This window comes from Streptomyces sp. NPDC030840 (assembly GCF_055572015.1).
Genome location: NZ_JBVIEE010000024.1, coordinates 89,828 through 104,733 on the forward strand (window position 1 = coordinate 89,828; position 14,906 = coordinate 104,733).

A 14,906-nucleotide genomic window follows, 5' to 3' on the forward strand; every position below is an offset into this window, starting at 1 on the left:
GAGCCCGTGTTACGGGAAGGCGACCGAGTCATGACCGAGTGTGCACCTTGGTGATCGTTCCTGTGGCTACGGTGAACGAACGTGCCGGTGAGCGGCTGCCTACTCCCCCCGCGGGCCCAACTCCCCCCAGGGCTCGCCGCCGCTCACCGGCACCGGGTCCACCTCAGACGGTGGCCGCGTCCAGGACGGGGAGCAACTGCTCCTCCTCGTACGTCAGATGGGCCTCCAGCTCGGCCGTCAGGCGCTCCACCTCACGCAGGACGTGGCCGGGCCCCGTGTCCCCGCCCCCGTCCCTGTCCGCGCCGCGGTCCTCGCCGGCGACGACCTTGCGGAGGTCCTCCAGGAGTTCGGCGATCCGTTCGTGCTCATCGCGCAGCCGGGCGAGGACCGGAACCAGCTCGGGGTGGCGGTCGCCGACGAACGGGAACAGGGCGACGTCCTCACCGGTGTGGTGGTTGTGCAGTCCCTGGCAGAGCGTGAGGCAGTTGATGCGGAGCTGAGCGCCGAGGCGGGCACCGGGACGCTCGCGGTCCCCGCCACCGTCCTCGGCCGCCTGCTCCGTGCGCGACGCCTCCCTGGCCAACTCCTCCCTGGCCAACTCCTCCCTGGCCAACGCCTCCCTGACCAACTCCTCCTTGATCAGCGCGAGTTCGCGCCGGAACGCGGCGTGCACGATCCTCACGTGCTCGCCCAGGGAGCTCCCGTTCATGTTCGGCGGCCCGCCCGTGGGAATCTCCCGCAGGGAGACCACGGGAATGACCCGGTCCGTCCTGGCCTGGTAGTCGGCCCACCCCGGGTCGCCCTCCACCGCCCGGGCGAACGCCCGGTCCCGCTCCTCCCCGGTCAGGACGACGGCCTCGGCCTCGTACGTGAACGCTCCGTTCTCCACGGTCACCCGCGGATGGGCGACGAGGTTGCGGTACCAGTCGGGGTTCCTGGGCGAGCCGCCGGCCGAGGCGATGACCAGGATCCGGCCGTCGCCGTCGTGGAGGAAGCCGAGGGGGGTGGTGTGGGGGGTGCCCGTGCGGGCGCCGGTGGTGGTCAGCAGGACGAGCCGGGCGCCCTCGAAAGGGCCACCGACCTGTCCGTGGTTGGCACGGAATTCGTCGATGACCGGTTGGTTGAAGTGGTTGGGCATTCTCTGCTTTCTCTGGTTTTCGGGCAGGCGGAATTGCCGCGTGGCGCGTGAGAGAGCGCCTGCGGTACGGATCAGGAAAACGCGCAAGCGGCGCGGAAAGAACAGCCCTCTGAGGAGGCGGAAAGAACAGCCCTCTGAGAAGGGGGACCAGGCGGACGTGCGGCTACGACGACGCCGTACGGGCACGCGGAAACGTCACACGGAACCCACGGAACAGGCCGAACGCCCGGAAGAAAAGACGGCGGGCCCCTGGCCCGCCCCGACCTCACTCGGAGGCCGGGCAACCAACTCGCTCACGGCACAAGGCCGCCAACCCGGCAGTCATGGAGGCAACCGTAATGCCGAATGAGGGCAACGGCAATGCGGTTATTCGGTCGTCAACTTGCGTGCGGGGTGGGCGCAGTCGAGCCTTCGACAACAGCCTCGTCCTTGCGAGCTTTCGGAGGCGACGGGTCAGCGGGCGGGCGGGACGAACTCGGGCTGGTCGAGCAGGCGCAGCCAGCTTCCGTCGGGCTGGCGCCTGACCACCTGCGCCCGCGCGCCGGCTCCGTCCTTCGGCGGGGTCGAGGTGAGGGCGATGTCGCCGTTGATCAGCGTCGGCAGGGGTCGTTCCGGTTCGAAGCGGGGGCCGTTGGCCAGCACCTTCTCCCACAGCTCGCGGATCGCCTCCCGCCCCACCGTCAGCTCGCCGGGCGGGTAGGCCATCACCGCGTCCTCTTCGTACAGCGCGGCCACCCCGGCCGCGTCACCGGCATTGGATCGCTCGACGAACAAGCGGGTGATGTCTTCGGGCCGCATGGCCTTCTCGTACTCCGGCATGGGTTCCTCCTGGTGTCGGGATCCAGCGCTTCTCAGCGTGGTCGCCCGCTGACCAGAAGTCCAACAGATGGATTCTCTGCTACCTAGAATCTGTAGTCATGGAGCTGAGGCAGCTGGAGTACTTCGTGGCAGTGGCCGAGGAGCGGAACTTCACCCGTGCCGCCGAGCGGGTGCACATCAGCCAGTCCGGCGTCAGCGCCCAGATCCGCCAGCTCGAACGGGAAGTCGGTGCGGAGCTGTTCGACCGGTCGGCCCGCACCGTCACCCTCACCGTCGCGGGGGAGGCCGCGCTCGAACACGCCCGCGCCGCACTCGCCGCAGCCGGGGCGGTCGGCCAGGCAGTGGGCGAGGTCACCGACCTGATCCGGGGGCGGCTCACCGTCGGGATGGTGGTCGGCTGCACCCTCACCCCGCTGTTCGACGCCCTCGCCGCATTCCACAAGGCGCATCCCGGTGTGGAGATCTCGTTGCTGGAGGACAGCTCCGACCGGCTTCTCGACGGGGTGCGTACCGGCGCCGTCGACTTGGCACTCGTCGGGGCGGCGGTCGCCACCCCCGAGGAGCTGGGCGCGCTGACCCTCATCAGCGAACGGCTCGTCGCGGCGGTCCCGGCCGGGCACCCCTTGGCGAAACAGAGGCACGTCACCCTGCGCGACCTGATGGCCCACCCGATCGTGTGCATGCCCCCCGGCACCGGCCTGCGCGCGGTGTTCGACCAGGCTTGCGCCGCACAGAACCTCCAGCCGGCGATCGCGCTGCAGGCCAGCGCCGCGGATGCCATCGCCGGCCTCGCCGCCCGCGGACTGGGCGTCGCCATCCTCAGCGAATCGATGGCCGAGAGCTGTCGCGACCGGCTCACCGCCCGCACCGTCGATGATGTCGAAACGCCGGCGCTGCTCGCCCTGATCTGGAAGAACGCACACAATCCCCCGGTACGCGAGCTGCTCGCGCACAGCAGGCAAGCGTTCACGGACTTCCTGGGACCACATCGGTAGACGTCACGCCTTTGGCGAGAGTCGCTTTCGCTCGGCGCAGTCCAGGGCATGGGCGGAGACGGTCTCCGACAGGATTACCGCCGCGCCGTTGCACGCCGGTGCCGCGGGCGAGCCCCTCCGGGAGGACCTCACTGTGTCAGCGGCCTCGGTGATTTCGTTGACGGCTGTCCTGTCCCAGGTAGATCCCAGGTAGGTCCGGGTGGCGTGTACCGCGCTTCTCGCAGGCAAGTTGTCGCCAACCGTGATCGCGTCGTTCGGCGCGATCACCGGGAAGGTGGTGTGGGGCACGTCAGCTGATCATGTGCCGTGGAACCGTGAGGTCCTCGTTGGCGAACAGGCCGGCCAGGGCCGCCGGATGCGCTCCGGAACAAGCCTCGGCGACCACATCGATGAGCTGGTCGTAGTCGGAGCCGGTCTCGCCCTCGTAGGCCTCGGTCATCCGGCCCCACTCGTCCCAGGGCAGCATCTCCCGCTTGCAGAGGGCCGCGAGGTCGCGGACCGCGTTGCCGCTGATCTCGGCAGGCCCCCAGGCGTGATCGGTGCCCACCACCCCGAAAAGATGTGGATCGATCAGGCCCTTGCGGTGCTGGATCCACGCTTCGCCGCCCGACAGGAACTCGCCCGGTGCGAGATCTTCGGGGCGCTCGACGTAGCCGTGGCCGAGATGTTCCGTGTCGACGCGTATCCAGCGCCGTTCGTCGGCGTTCCAGTACTCGGTGATCCAGTGGTCGACGCCGCGCCCCTCCACGAAGTACGTGCCAAAACCGCATCTGGCCCTGGCGGGGATGCCCCGCGCCCGCAGGATCGCGCAGGCGATGGTGGCGAAGTGGCGGCACGTGCCCACCACCCTTGTCTCGGGTGTCCGGGCATGGTGCAGGGGAGCGGGATCCAGCGCGGTCAGCGCGGCGACCAGCCTGCTGACTGGCCGGATGTTCCTCTCCGCGAGCCGCTCTTCGGAAACGCCGAGCGCGGCGGCGTCGGCCGGCTGGATGACCAGGCTCCGCACGGCAGCACAAATGCCGACCGGGTCGTCCGGCAGCTCCTCGACGAGCGCTGATTGCTTCGCGGCAAGGAGGGTGAGCGGACCGGGCCGGGAGTAGTCGAGCGCGTCATCAGTCATGACCGGGGATCGTAGGCGGCCGGTCTGACACCAGGGCCGCGTCGTTCAGTTCCACCGGGGCTCGCTCACTTCACCGAGCAGGTCCAGCGGGGAACCCTCAGCAGCACTGGAACAAGGCTCAACCCGTGCCCTGTATGACGTGACGCACTTTTGCAAGCGGGTGCTTGCAAAAGTTAGCGCGGGTGCGGCACTGTAGAGGCATGGCATCACTCAACGTCGGCAATCTCGGTGAGTACCTGCGTGAACAGCGGCGCAACGCGCAGTTGTCGCTCAGGCAGCTCGCCGACGCCGCCGGGGTGTCCAATCCGTATCTGAGCCAGATCGAGCGCGGGCTGCGCAAGCCGAGCGCGGAGGTGCTGCAGCAGGTCGCGAAGGCGCTGCGCATCTCCGCCGAGACCTTGTACGTGCGCGCCGGCATCCTCGACGCCGAGCGGGACCGGGACGAGGTGGAGACGCGCGCAGTCATCCTCGCCGATCCCACGCTGCACGAGCGGCAGAAACAGGTGCTGCTCCAGATCTACGAGTCGTTCCGCAAGGAGAACGGCTTCGAGATCGCCGGCACGGCGTCCGCAGACGGCGCAGACGGTCGGGAAGGCGCCCGGGACGAGGACGTCCTGGACGACGCCCGGGACATGACGGACGCGCGCGGCGAGATACGCGCCGTCCGGGCAGACGAAGTCCAGGACACCGAACGCCCCGGCCCCCGCACGGCCGACGGCAGCGGTGCCGGTTCGCGGCAGACGGCCGGCTGACCGCGAGGCACTGAAGTGCCGGCCCGCCCTCGAAGCCGGCACGGACCCGCGGTCGGCCACGGCGCCGGACCGCTGCGAACCAACCCAAAACCCTCAGCCGAAAGCCATTACGGGAGGACGGTCACCATGGCCATCACCGACGACCTGCGCAAGACCCTCAGCAACCCCACTCCGCTCTACTTCGCCGCCGGCACGGCCGACCTGGCCCTGCAGCAGGCCAAGAAGGTGCCCGGTATCGTCGAGCAGCTCCGCGCCGAGGCCCCGTCCCGGATCGAGGCCGTGCGCAACACCGACGCCAAGGCGGTCCAGGAGAAGGCGACCGCCCGCGCCAAGGAGGCCCAGGAGAAGGCGACCGCCCGCGCCAAGGAGGCGCAGGAGACCCTCCAGGTCAAGGTCACCGAGATCATCGGCACCCTGGACACCGACCTGAAGAAGCTCGGTGAGACCGCCCAGGACCTCGCCCTGCGGGGTGTCGGCGTCGCCGCCGAGTACGCCGTCAAGGCGCGGGAGACCTACGAGAAGGTGGCCGAGCACGGCGAGCAGGCCGTGCGGACCTGGCGCGGTGAGGCCGCCGAGGAGATCGAGGAGCTCGCGGTCGCCGTCGAGCCGTCGGCGGAGCCCGTCGAGGTCAAGCAGGAGGAGCCGAAGCCGGCCGCCACCCAGGCCGCGCCCGCCGCCCCCGTCAGGAAGCCCGCGGCGAAGAAGGCCCCCGCCGCCAAGAAGAGCGCCACCGCCAAGAAGACCACGCCTCCGGCGAAGTAGTCGACGAAGCGGCGGAGCAGAGAGCGGCCGAGGACCCGAGCGGGAACTCCGGTGGCGCGGACAGCTGTACGAGAACGGGCCGGGCACCTTTGGGGTGTGCGGCCCGTTCTACGGGTACGGTGGCCGTAAGACGACTCGACCCGGGTGGTGGGCATTGTGCTGTTGACGGCATTCGGCGGCTTCATGTCGCTGCTCTACCTCGCCATGCTGCTGCTCGCGGTGGCGGCGCTGGTGATGGCCGCGATCGCGCGTGAGGACGCGTATCGCGCCGCCGACAAGCAGAACAAGATGTTCTGGCTGATCATCCTGGGCGTCACGGTCGCGGTGAACCTGCTCGTGCCGATGCTCTTCCTGCAGATCGCCGGCCTCATCGCGACGATCGTCTTCTTCGTCGACGTCCGCCCCGCGCTCCGGCAGGTCTCGGGCGGCGGGCGCGGCGGCCGCCGCGGATCGAGCAGCGACGGCCCGTACGGCCCGTACAACGGCGGCCGCTGACGCGGCCCGGCTCACATCACGTCACGCCACACCGGAGCGAGCAAGCACCGCAGGGCGCCGCACGGCCGGTCCTACCTAGCCGTTCGGCGCCCTAGTTGTTTTCGGCGGTCTCGCGGTCTCGTCGTTTTCTGCGCTCTCGCCGTCTCGGGGCCTCGCGGTCTCGCCGTCCCGCGGTCTCTCGCCGTCTCGGGGCCTCGCGGTCTCGCCGTCCCGCGGTCTCTCGCGGTCTCGCCGTCTCGGGGGCCTCGCGGTCTCGCCGTCTCGGGGGCCTCGCGGTCTCGCGGTCTCGGGGCCTCGCGGTCTCGCGGTCTCGGGGTCTCGGGGTCTCGGGGTCTCGGGGTCTCGGGGTCTCGGGGTCTCGGGGTCTCGCGGTCTCGGGGTCTCGGGGCCTCGCGGTCTCGGGGTCTCGGGGTCTCGGGGTCTCGGGGTCTCGGGGTCTCGCGGTCTCGGGGTCTCGCGGTCTCTCGCGGTCTCGCCGTCTCGCCGGCTCCGCGGCCTCGCCGTCTCCGCAGCCGTCAGTTCCCGCGGCTCAGCAGCAGGACCGCCACATCGTCCGTCAGCTCGCCGCCGTTGAGGTCACGGACCTCGCTCATCGCCGCCTGCAGGAGTTCCTCGCCGCCCAGGCCCTGGTCGAGCAGGCGGCGGATCAGGTCGACCATGCCGTCCTGGCCGAGGCGCTCGCCGTCCTTGCCGACGCGGCCCTCGATCAGACCGTCCGTGTAGAGCATCAGGCCCCAGGAGCCGCCCAGCTCGATCTGCGTACGCGGCCAGCGGGCGTTGGGCAGCAGGCCGAGAGCCGGGCCGTTGTTGTCGTACGGCAGCAGGTCGGCCACCGGGGTGGCCCCCTCCGCGCCGGGGCGGGCGAGCAGCGGGGCCGGGTGGCCGGCCAGGCACAGGCCCGCGCTGCGGCCGTCCGGCGCGATGTCGACCGTGCACAGCGTCGCGAAGATCTCGTCGCTCTCGCGCTCGTGCTCCAGAACCCGCTGGAGCGTGGAGAGCAACTGGTCGCCGCACAGCCCGGCGAACGTCAGCGCCCGCCAGGCGATCCGCAGCTCCACGCCGAGCGCCGCCTCGTCGGGCCCGTGCCCGCAGACGTCGCCGATCATGGCGTGCACGGTGCCGTCGGGGGTGCGGACCGTGTCGTAGAAGTCGCCGCCCAGGAGCGCGCGGGAGCGTCCCGGGCGGTAGCGGGCGGCGAAGCGGAGCGAGGAGCCCTCCAGGAGGGGGGTGGGGAGGAGACCGCGCTCCAGGCGGGCGTTCTCCTGCGCCCGCAGCTTGGACTCGGTGAGGCGTCGCTCGGCCCTGTCGGAACGTTTCCGCTCCACGGCGTACCGGATCGCCCGGCTCAGCAGACGGCCGTCCAGCTCGTCGCGGAAGAGGTAGTCCTGGGCGCCGACGCGCACCGCCTCGGCGCCGCGTTCGGCGTCACCGGAGGCGGTGAGCGCGAGGACGGCGTGCCGGGGCGCGAGCCGCAGGACGTGCTTGAGCACGGCCAGCTCGTCGTCCTTGCCGGTGCCACCGAGGCCCGGGGCCGGCAGGGCGAGGTCGAGCAGGATGCAGTTCACGTCGTCGGTGAGGAGCCGTCCGGCCTCGGTGAGGTTGCGGGCGGTACGGACCCGGATCGGTTTGCCCGCGGAGTCGAGCAGTTCGGGCACGCTGAGTGAACCTGCCGGGTCGTCTTCGATCAGCAGCACGGTGAGGTTGGTGCTTCCAGTGCTTCCACTGCTGCCGCTGGTGCTTCCAGTGCTGCCGCTGGTGCTGCCGGTGCTGCCGGGGTTGTCGGCAGGGGTGGCGGGCGTCGTGCTCAGGGCCGGCCCCTCTCCGGACGGGACGTGCGAGCCGCCGGAGGGGCCGTTCGGGCCTCCGGACGGGCCGCTGGGTGCGGACACGGCGTGCGCCTGACCACTTTCCGCGGCCGGTATCGCTCTTTGCCGCGGTATGGGTACGGGCATCCTCTTGAGTTCCTTCCCTCCCCCGAGGGCACGGTGGCAACGAGGGACCTCGATCCACCGACGGGGACCATAGCGGTAGGCGGCGCCGCAACGGAATGGGCTACGGGGTACGTACCGGCAATCGGCCAGCGTCATATGCCGCATCCGGTAACGCACTTGGACAGGGGGTCGCCCCGGTGGGGATGACGAACGTCACGCGCGCGGGGTTGAGCGGTGGAAGCGAACCGTGGTGAGGGTCACGTGGGATGGGGCACGTGGCGAAAGTTGGTCCTGTATGGGGATTTTTCGCTGCGATTCAGGGGTGTTGGGCCGGTACGTACCCACGGTGGTCGTGCTCACGCGTGGGGGCGTACGACTCCCAGGATCGGCATGGAACCCGCGCCGGCGATCGTCACCGTGCGGCCGGGGCGGGGGGCGTGGACGATGGCGCCGTCGCCGATGTACATCGCCACATGGCTGGCGTCGGCGTTGTAGATGATCAGGTCGCCGGGGCGCATGTCCTTGACGTCGACGCGGTCGAGCTGCTTCCACTGCTCCTGGGACGTGCGCGGGATGCCCCTGCCCGCGGCGGCCCACGCCTGGGAGGTGAGGCCGGAGCAGTCGTACGACCCGGGGCCCTCGGCACCCCACTTGTAGGGCTTGCCGATCTGGTCCGTGGCGAACTCGACCGCTTTCTTGCCCTCCTCGGTCGCCTTGCCCCTGACGTCGTCCATCGCGCCCGAGTCGAGCCACTCGGTCTGCGCCTTCCGCGCGGCCTCCTCCTCAAGCTTCGCCAGCCGCTCGCGCTCCTCCGCCTCCAGCTCGGACTCCATCTCCTCGGCGGCGGCGATCTGCTTCTCGATCTTCTTCTGGGCCTCGGCCTTGGCCTTCCGGTTGGCCTCCAGCTTCTTCCACTGCGCGGAGGCGTCCTTGGCGTACTGCTCCAAGTCCTGCTGGGTGCGCTCCCGTTCGGCGAGCAGGCCCTTGGACGCGTGCTGGCCCTGACGGACGCGGCCGACCCCGTCGAGGAAGGCCTGCGGGTTCTCGCTGAGCCAGAGCTGGACCTCGGGCGGCATGCCGCCGCCGCGGTACTGGGCGCGGGCCGCGGCGCCGATGAGGTCCTTCAGCTTCGCGAGCCTCGCCTTGCCCTTGACGATCTCGTGGGCCAGCTCGACGATCTCGGCGGACTGCTTCTCGGCCTTCTCCTCGGCCGCGTTGTAGGCGTCCGTGGCCACCGCCGCGTCGTGGTAGAGCTTGTCCAGCTGCTTGCGTACGGCTTCCAGTTCCTCGGTGGTCGCGGCCGTCGAGCCGGACGAGCCGGACGAGCCGGTCGTGGAGGGGGAGGGGGAGGAACCGGGGTCGGGGGCCGCCTGGCTCGCATGGGCCAGTCCCGGTGCTCCCAGTACGGTCACCGCGCAGACCAGTGCCACGGCCGCCGTGGTCAGGCTCCGCTTGCCCGCACCCATACCTCTGCCCCCAACCTGATTAATCGTCAGTAACTTCCGAACGCTTGGGGGATCGTGCCATGTCGTGCCGCAATACGACAGAGGTGGACACGAACTCCCTCCCCCGTTCCGCTCGTCCGCAGACGATCTCCCCGCCCTGTGTGACGAACGACTCACCGCTCGCGTTCCACCAGGGCGGCACTTGCCGATCGCGGCGTCAGCCGCGCGGCGCCAAGGCCTCCCACGCCACCGTGACTTCGCCCTGGCGCCAGCGCGCGGCGCGGTCCCGCACCGGCCAGTCGGCGCTCACGGCGCGGACGGCGTACATCCAGCGCTGACGTGCGCCGTACGAGGCGTACGGGGCCGCGGCCGCCCAGGCCCGGTCGAAGTCACGCAGGAAGGCGTGCACCGGCTCCCCCGGGACGTTGCGGTGGATGAGGGCCTTCGGCAACCGCTCGGCGAGGTCGGACGGGCGGTCCAGGGAGCCGAGACGGGTGGCGAACGTGACCGTACGGGGACCCTCCGGTCCGAGGGCGACCCAGACGTGACGGCGGCCGATCTCGTCACACGTGCCCTCGACCAGCAGACCGCCCCGTGAGCCGGCCGTGACGGGGGCGAGCCGGGCGCGCAGGCGTTCCCAGACCGCGCTCACCTCGTCCTCGTCGTACTGGCGCAGGACGTTCGCCGCGCGGATCAGGGCCGGCCTGCCCTCCACCGGCACCTCGAAGCCGCCGTGCCGGAACACCAGCCCCGCCCGCTCGTACGGCCGCGCGGCCGCCACCCGGGCCGGGTCGATCTCGACGCCGACCACGCGGGTGCGGGGGGCGGCCGTACGCAGCCGTTGGAGCAGCTCCACAGCGGTCCAGGGGGCGGCGCCGTAGCCGAGGTCGACCGCCGTCGGGTCCGCCGCGCGGCGGAGTTCGGCGCCGTGGTTCGCCGCGATCCAGCGGTCCATGCGGCGCAGGCGGTTGGGGTTGGTGGTTCCGCGCGTGACGGTCCCCTGGGGGCGGGTGGGCATGGCAACGAGGGTATGCGGGTGCCGTGGGTGGGGTTGCCCTCGTGGGGGCTGCGCCCCCAGGCCCGCATGGGTGCGTCTGCCCCTTGATGTCCTTGGTCCTGCGCGGGTCCGTTGTGGCTTGTCGCGCCCACGCGGCGAAGCCGCACATCGGCACAGCCCCGCGCCCCTTGCAGGGGCAGCACCCCGAACGGTTGAGCGAGCTCCAGTAATAATTCGGCAAAGCGGAAATGCGCCGGGCCGCTCCGGTGTTCCCCCTCTCCGGAGGGTGCCGTGTGCCCTCCGAACGGCATGTCCGCAGCATGGCGCCCGCAGCAAGAGAGGAACGCCTCGTGAGCCAGTACGTCAGCAGGCTCGGGCGTCGCTCCCCGGCGGCACCCCCGCGACTGAGACTGCCCCACCGCAGGCCCCGCCGGATCGCGATGCTCTCCGTGCACACCTCGCCGCTGCACCAGCCCGGCACGGGCGACGCCGGCGGCATGAACGTGTACATCGTGGAGCTCGCCCAGCGCCTTGCCGCGATCAACATCGAGGTCGAGATCTTCACGCGGGCGACGACGGGCGCCCTCCCGCCGGCCGTGGAGCTCGCACCGGGTGTGCTCGTACGGCACGTCGACGCCGGGCCCTACGAGGGGCTGGCCAAGGAGGACCTGCCGGCCCAGCTGTGCGCGTTCACGCACGGTGTGATGCAGGCCTGGGCCGGCCACCGTCCCGGCTACTACGACCTCGTGCACTCGCACTACTGGCTCTCCGGCCACGTCGGCTGGCTCGCCGCCGAGCGCTGGGGCGCGCCCCTCGTGCACGCCATGCACACCATGGCCAAGGTCAAGAACGCGGCGCTCGCCGAGGGCGACACCCCCGAGCCCGCCGCCCGCGTCATCGGCGAGATGCAGATCGTGCGCGCCGCCGACCGGCTCATCGCCAACACCGCCGAGGAGGCCGACGAACTCGTACGGCACTACGAGGCCGAGCCCGCCAAGGTCGCCGTCGTCCACCCCGGTGTGAACCTCGACCGCTTCACGCCGGCCGACGGCCGTGCCGCCGCCCGCGCCCGCCTCGGGCTTCCGCAGGACGCGCTGATCCCGCTCTTCGCCGGCCGTATCCAGCCCCTGAAGGCCCCGGACGTGCTGCTGCGCGCGGTCGCGGTCCTCATCGGCGAGCGGCCCGAGCTGCGGTCGAAGATCGTCGTTCCCGTCGTGGGCGGTCCGAGCGGCAGTGGGCTCGCCAAGCCGGAGGTGCTGCAGAAGCTGGCGGCGCGGCTCGGTATCGCCGATGTCGTACGGTTCCGGCCGCCCGTCGGGCAGGAGCAGCTCGCGGACTGGTTCCGGGCCGCGTCCGTGCTGGTCATGCCGTCGTACAGCGAGTCCTTCGGGCTCGTGGCCATCGAGGCGCAGGCGGCCGGTACGCCGGTGCTCGCGGCCGCGGTCGGCGGGCTCCCGGTCGCGGTGCGCGACGGGCGGACCGGGTTCCTCGTCCAGGGTCACGACCCCGTCGACTACGCGCGCGTGCTGGGCGAGTTCGCCGACCGTCCCGAACTGCCCGACCGCATGGGCGCGGCCGCCGCCCGGCACGCCGAGAGCTTCGGCTGGGACACGGCGGCCTCCGCCACGGCGGACGTCTACACGGCGGCGATGCACGCCCACCGCCGCGGGCTGCGCACGCATCACGGCTGAGGCCCCGGCCATGGCGGAGGTGCCAGCCATGGCTGAGGCGCCGGTCACCGCTGAGGCGCCAGCTACCGCTGAGGCAGGGCTACCGCTGAGGCACGAGTACCGCTGAGGCACGAGCTACCGCTGAAGTGCCAGCCATTGCTTAGGTGTCCGCCATGCCTGAACCGTCCGCCATGCCTGAACCGTCCGCCGTGCCTGAACCGTCCGCCGTGCCTGAACCGTTCGCCGTGCCTGAACCGTTCGCCGTGCCTGAACCGTCCGCCGTGCCTGAGGCGTCCGCCGTGCCTGAGACGTCAGCCACCGCTGAGGCGGCCCACCGCGCCGGCACCAGTGATCCCGTACGCTCGCCCCATGGCTGACGCAGCGTCGATCATCGAGCAGGTCATCACCGAGGCCGAGCTGGAGTGGGAGAGCCCCGAGCCCGGCACCTACGTGGTGAAGCTGCCCGGCACCCGCAAACTGTCGACGACCGTCTCGCTGATCGTCGGCAGGCACTCGCTCTCCCTGAACGCCTTCGTGATCCGGCACCCGGACGAGAACGAGGAGGGCGTCCACCGCTGGCTCCTGGAGCGCAACCTCAAGCTCTACGGCGTCAGTTACGCGATCGACCCGCTGGGAGACGTGTACGTGACGGGCAAGCTGCCGCTCGCCGCCGTCACGCCGGACGAGGTCGACCGGCTGCTCGGTTCGGTCCTGGAGGCCGCCGACGGTCCCTTCAACACGCTCCTGGAACTCGGCTTCGCCTCCGCGATCCGCAAGGAGTACGCCTGGCGGGTGTCCCGCGGCGAGTCGACGCGCAACCTGGACGCGTTCACGCATCTGACCCAGCGGGCTGACGGCTGAGGCACTCTCCGCCACCCCGCCTTGTCGCTGAGTACCTGTGGCTGCACCCTGTAGTTGGTGCATGACTCTTCCCGGCCCGCAGCTGTGCATGTCATGCTCACGCTCAATGCGCATCTGAACGTCATTCACATTCTTGAAAGGCGGGCGGCATGAGCGACACCTGCGAGGGCATGACCAGAAGAGGCTTCCTCGGAAGCGTCGGCGGCGCGGCGACCGGCGTGGCGGCTGGAGCGGCGACGGGCGCGGCGACGGGAGTGGCGGCCGGTGGAGTGGCCGCAGCCGCCACCCCGCCCCCGCCTTCATCCCCACCCTCACCCGCCCCCTCGACGGGCCAGGTCCCCGCCCTCTGGCGGGAGTTCACCCGCACCCCCTTCACCCACCCGCAGATCCCGTACGTCGGCCGGGCCGGCTGCCACGGCGGGGCGGCGCACTTCCCCCGCCGCCCCCTGGTGGCCGACGTCCGCGACCACGGCGCCGTGGCCGACGGCACCACGGACTGCGCCCCCGCCATCAACCGCGCCCTCGCCGCCGCCGGTCGCGCGGGCGGCGGCACCGTGCTCGTCCCGCCCGGCACGTACCGCATCGACGACCTGATCCGCGTCGGGTACGACAACGTCGTCCTGCGCGGCGCCGGCAGCACCCGCACGAAGCTCCACGCCACCAGGAACCTCACCGAGATCATCGGCGCGTACGGCTCCCGCTACGGCGGCGACAAGTCGTCCTGGTCCTGGGCGGGCGGCCTGATCTGGCTGGCTCCCGAGGCCCGTTGGAACTCCCTGGTCACGGCCATCAGGGCGCGGGCCTGGCCGTTCGAGGGCTGGACCGGCAACCGGCGCGACGAGTGGCGGACCCTGACGACGGTGCGCCCCGCGCCCCGCGGTTCCTGGACGATCACGGTCGCGGACGCCACGCGCCTGCGCCCCGGCCGGCTCGTCCTCCTCCGCCTCGCCGACGACCCCGGCCACACCCTCCTGCGGCACATGGCGGGTGACGGCCCGGGCGCCGAGGTGTACCCCTGGGACCGCCACACGAAGCTCACGTCCTACGTCCCGTACGAGTGGCCCGTCCGCATCACACGTGTGCGCGGCAGGACGGTCACCCTGGAGCGCCCGCTGCCGCTGGACGTGCGCCCGGAGTGGGACCCGCGCCTGACCACCCACGTCAGGGAGCTGACCGGCGCGGGGGTGGAAGGGCTCACCCTGGAAGCGGTGGAGACCCCTCAGTCCCCGCACCTCCTCGACAAGGGCCACAACGGGGTCGTGCTCCAGTGCGCGTACGACTGCTGGGTGGACGACGTCGTCGTACGCCACGTCGACAACGGCTTCGGCCTGGTCGCCGCCTCGGCGTGCACCCTGCGCCGTACGAGGGTCGCCGGCCGCGGCGCCCACCACCCGTACTTCTGCCGCGAGGGTTCCCACGACAACCTCATCGAGGACTTCACCATCGAACAGCGCACCACCCCGGCCCCCTCGGGCACCCAACTGCACGGCATCAACGTCGAGGGACTGTCCTCGTACAACGTCTGGTCGCGCGGCGACATGCGGATGGGCACCTTCGACTCCCACCGGGGCATGCCCTTCGCGAACGTCCGCACCGACATCACCGTCAACAACAACGGCCGCCACGGCGGCGACGCCGTCTCCGGCCCGCTCTTCGGCGCCCGCTTCACCCACTGGAACATCCGGGTGACGAACGAGCGCGCCGGACTGGTCAAGATCGACGGCCTGGCCCCGTACAGCGCGACGGTGGCCGTCAACACGGTCCGCGAGTTCGACCAGATCGACGTCCCCGACTTCACGGGGGATCTGCGCGCGCGCCTGGAGCTGTACGGGACGACGGACACCGTACGGCCCGGCAACCTGTACGAGGCGCAGCGCGGACCGCGGTTCAGGTGAGGGCGCGAGGTAGTCCTGTTCAAAGG

At 71.2% G+C, this 14,906-nt stretch carries 13 protein-coding genes; 7 read left to right on the forward strand and 6 right to left on the reverse strand.

Annotation, left to right across the window (positions count from 1 at the left end):
* Nucleotides 1-163: 163 nt before the first annotated feature.
* Both ACZ49J_RS36645 and ACZ49J_RS36650 read right to left on the reverse strand, forming a co-directional pair.
* Nucleotides 164-1,138 carry a nitroreductase/quinone reductase family protein gene (locus ACZ49J_RS36645; RefSeq protein ID WP_467455145.1) on the reverse strand — a complete coding sequence of 325 codons (975 nt, stop codon included), beginning with the start codon at nucleotides 1,136-1,138 and terminating at the stop codon, nucleotides 164-166.
* Between the two features lie 453 nt (nucleotides 1,139-1,591).
* On the reverse strand, nucleotides 1,592-1,957 hold the full coding sequence (locus tag ACZ49J_RS36650; RefSeq protein WP_467455143.1) for a YybH family protein: 366 nt from the start codon (nucleotides 1,955-1,957) through the stop codon (nucleotides 1,592-1,594).
* A gap of 98 nt (nucleotides 1,958-2,055) precedes the next feature.
* Between ACZ49J_RS36650 and ACZ49J_RS36655 the strand changes: the two genes are divergently transcribed.
* Nucleotides 2,056-2,952, forward strand: a complete 897-nt coding sequence (locus tag ACZ49J_RS36655; RefSeq protein WP_467455142.1) for a LysR family transcriptional regulator — start codon at nucleotides 2,056-2,058, stop codon at nucleotides 2,950-2,952.
* Nucleotides 2,953-3,241: 289 nt separating this feature from the next.
* Here the strand turns inward: ACZ49J_RS36655 and ACZ49J_RS36660 are convergent, their stop codons facing one another.
* Complete coding sequence (locus ACZ49J_RS36660) at nucleotides 3,242-4,072, reverse strand: transglutaminase-like domain-containing protein (protein ID WP_467455141.1); 831 nt, start codon at nucleotides 4,070-4,072, stop codon at nucleotides 3,242-3,244.
* A 200-nt stretch (nucleotides 4,073-4,272) separates the two neighbouring features.
* Here ACZ49J_RS36660 and ACZ49J_RS36665 point away from each other — a divergent pair, with 200 nt between their 5' ends.
* The 3 genes from ACZ49J_RS36665 (at nucleotide 4,273) to ACZ49J_RS36675 (ending at nucleotide 6,081) form a co-directional block, all read left to right on the forward strand.
* Complete coding sequence (locus ACZ49J_RS36665; protein ID WP_467455140.1) at nucleotides 4,273-4,824, forward strand: helix-turn-helix domain-containing protein; 552 nt, start codon at nucleotides 4,273-4,275, stop codon at nucleotides 4,822-4,824.
* 126 nt (nucleotides 4,825-4,950) lie between these two features.
* Complete coding sequence (locus ACZ49J_RS36670) at nucleotides 4,951-5,586, forward strand: hypothetical protein (protein WP_467455138.1); 636 nt, start codon at nucleotides 4,951-4,953, stop codon at nucleotides 5,584-5,586.
* 156 nt (nucleotides 5,587-5,742) lie between these two features.
* The gene (locus ACZ49J_RS36675; protein WP_467455136.1) at nucleotides 5,743-6,081 is read left to right on the forward strand and encodes a DUF2516 family protein; all 339 of its coding nucleotides are present in this window, start codon (nucleotides 5,743-5,745) and stop codon (nucleotides 6,079-6,081) included.
* Between the two features lie 515 nt (nucleotides 6,082-6,596).
* Here ACZ49J_RS36675 and ACZ49J_RS36680 read toward each other — a convergent pair.
* The 3 genes from ACZ49J_RS36680 to ACZ49J_RS36690 all read right to left on the reverse strand — a co-directional run bounded on the left by ACZ49J_RS36680 (nucleotide 6,597) and on the right by ACZ49J_RS36690 (nucleotide 10,475).
* Nucleotides 6,597-8,168 (reverse strand): PP2C family protein-serine/threonine phosphatase, encoded by a 1,572-nt coding sequence (locus ACZ49J_RS36680; protein WP_467455134.1) that lies wholly within the window; start codon nucleotides 8,166-8,168, stop codon nucleotides 6,597-6,599.
* Between the two features lie 200 nt (nucleotides 8,169-8,368).
* Nucleotides 8,369-9,478, reverse strand: a complete 1,110-nt coding sequence (locus ACZ49J_RS36685) for a C40 family peptidase (protein ID WP_467455133.1) — start codon at nucleotides 9,476-9,478, stop codon at nucleotides 8,369-8,371.
* Between the two features lie 196 nt (nucleotides 9,479-9,674).
* On the reverse strand, nucleotides 9,675-10,475 hold the full coding sequence (locus tag ACZ49J_RS36690) for a class I SAM-dependent methyltransferase (protein WP_467455132.1): 801 nt from the start codon (nucleotides 10,473-10,475) through the stop codon (nucleotides 9,675-9,677).
* Nucleotides 10,476-10,804: 329 nt separating this feature from the next.
* On the opposite strand from ACZ49J_RS36690, the gene mshA reads away from it, so the two are divergent.
* The 3 genes from mshA (at nucleotide 10,805) to ACZ49J_RS36705 (ending at nucleotide 14,880) form a co-directional block, all read left to right on the forward strand.
* Nucleotides 10,805-12,145, forward strand: a complete 1,341-nt coding sequence (gene mshA / locus ACZ49J_RS36695; protein WP_467455130.1) for a D-inositol-3-phosphate glycosyltransferase — start codon at nucleotides 10,805-10,807, stop codon at nucleotides 12,143-12,145.
* Nucleotides 12,146-12,493: 348 nt separating this feature from the next.
* Nucleotides 12,494-12,985, forward strand: coding sequence for a type III secretion system chaperone family protein (locus ACZ49J_RS36700; protein WP_467455129.1), 492 nt, complete (start codon nucleotides 12,494-12,496; stop codon nucleotides 12,983-12,985).
* Between the two features lie 149 nt (nucleotides 12,986-13,134).
* Nucleotides 13,135-14,880 (forward strand): glycosyl hydrolase family 28-related protein, encoded by a 1,746-nt coding sequence (locus ACZ49J_RS36705; RefSeq protein WP_467455128.1) that lies wholly within the window; start codon nucleotides 13,135-13,137, stop codon nucleotides 14,878-14,880.
* Nucleotides 14,881-14,906 lie beyond the last annotated feature (26 nt).

Excerpts from the sequence above, each read along its gene's own strand:
- ACZ49J_RS36645 (WP_467455145.1), bottom strand. The coding sequence starts at position 1,138 with ATGCCCAACCACTTCAACCAACCGGTCATCGACGAATTCCGTGCCAAC.
- ACZ49J_RS36650 (WP_467455143.1), bottom strand. The coding sequence starts at position 1,957 with ATGCCGGAGTACGAGAAGGCCATGCGGCCCGAAGACATCACCCGCTTG.
- ACZ49J_RS36655 (WP_467455142.1), top strand. The coding sequence starts at position 2,056 with ATGGAGCTGAGGCAGCTGGAGTACTTCGTGGCAGTGGCCGAGGAGCGG.
- ACZ49J_RS36660 (WP_467455141.1), bottom strand. The coding sequence starts at position 4,072 with ATGACTGATGACGCGCTCGACTACTCCCGGCCCGGTCCGCTCACCCTC.
- ACZ49J_RS36665 (WP_467455140.1), top strand. The coding sequence starts at position 4,273 with ATGGCATCACTCAACGTCGGCAATCTCGGTGAGTACCTGCGTGAACAG.
- ACZ49J_RS36670 (WP_467455138.1), top strand. The coding sequence starts at position 4,951 with ATGGCCATCACCGACGACCTGCGCAAGACCCTCAGCAACCCCACTCCG.
- ACZ49J_RS36680 (WP_467455134.1), bottom strand. The coding sequence starts at position 8,168 with ATGACGCTGGCCGATTGCCGGTACGTACCCCGTAGCCCATTCCGTTGC.
- ACZ49J_RS36685 (WP_467455133.1), bottom strand. The coding sequence starts at position 9,478 with ATGGGTGCGGGCAAGCGGAGCCTGACCACGGCGGCCGTGGCACTGGTC.
- ACZ49J_RS36690 (WP_467455132.1), bottom strand. The coding sequence starts at position 10,475 with ATGCCCACCCGCCCCCAGGGGACCGTCACGCGCGGAACCACCAACCCC.
- ACZ49J_RS36700 (WP_467455129.1), top strand. The coding sequence starts at position 12,494 with ATGGCTGACGCAGCGTCGATCATCGAGCAGGTCATCACCGAGGCCGAG.
- ACZ49J_RS36705 (WP_467455128.1), top strand. The coding sequence starts at position 13,135 with ATGAGCGACACCTGCGAGGGCATGACCAGAAGAGGCTTCCTCGGAAGC.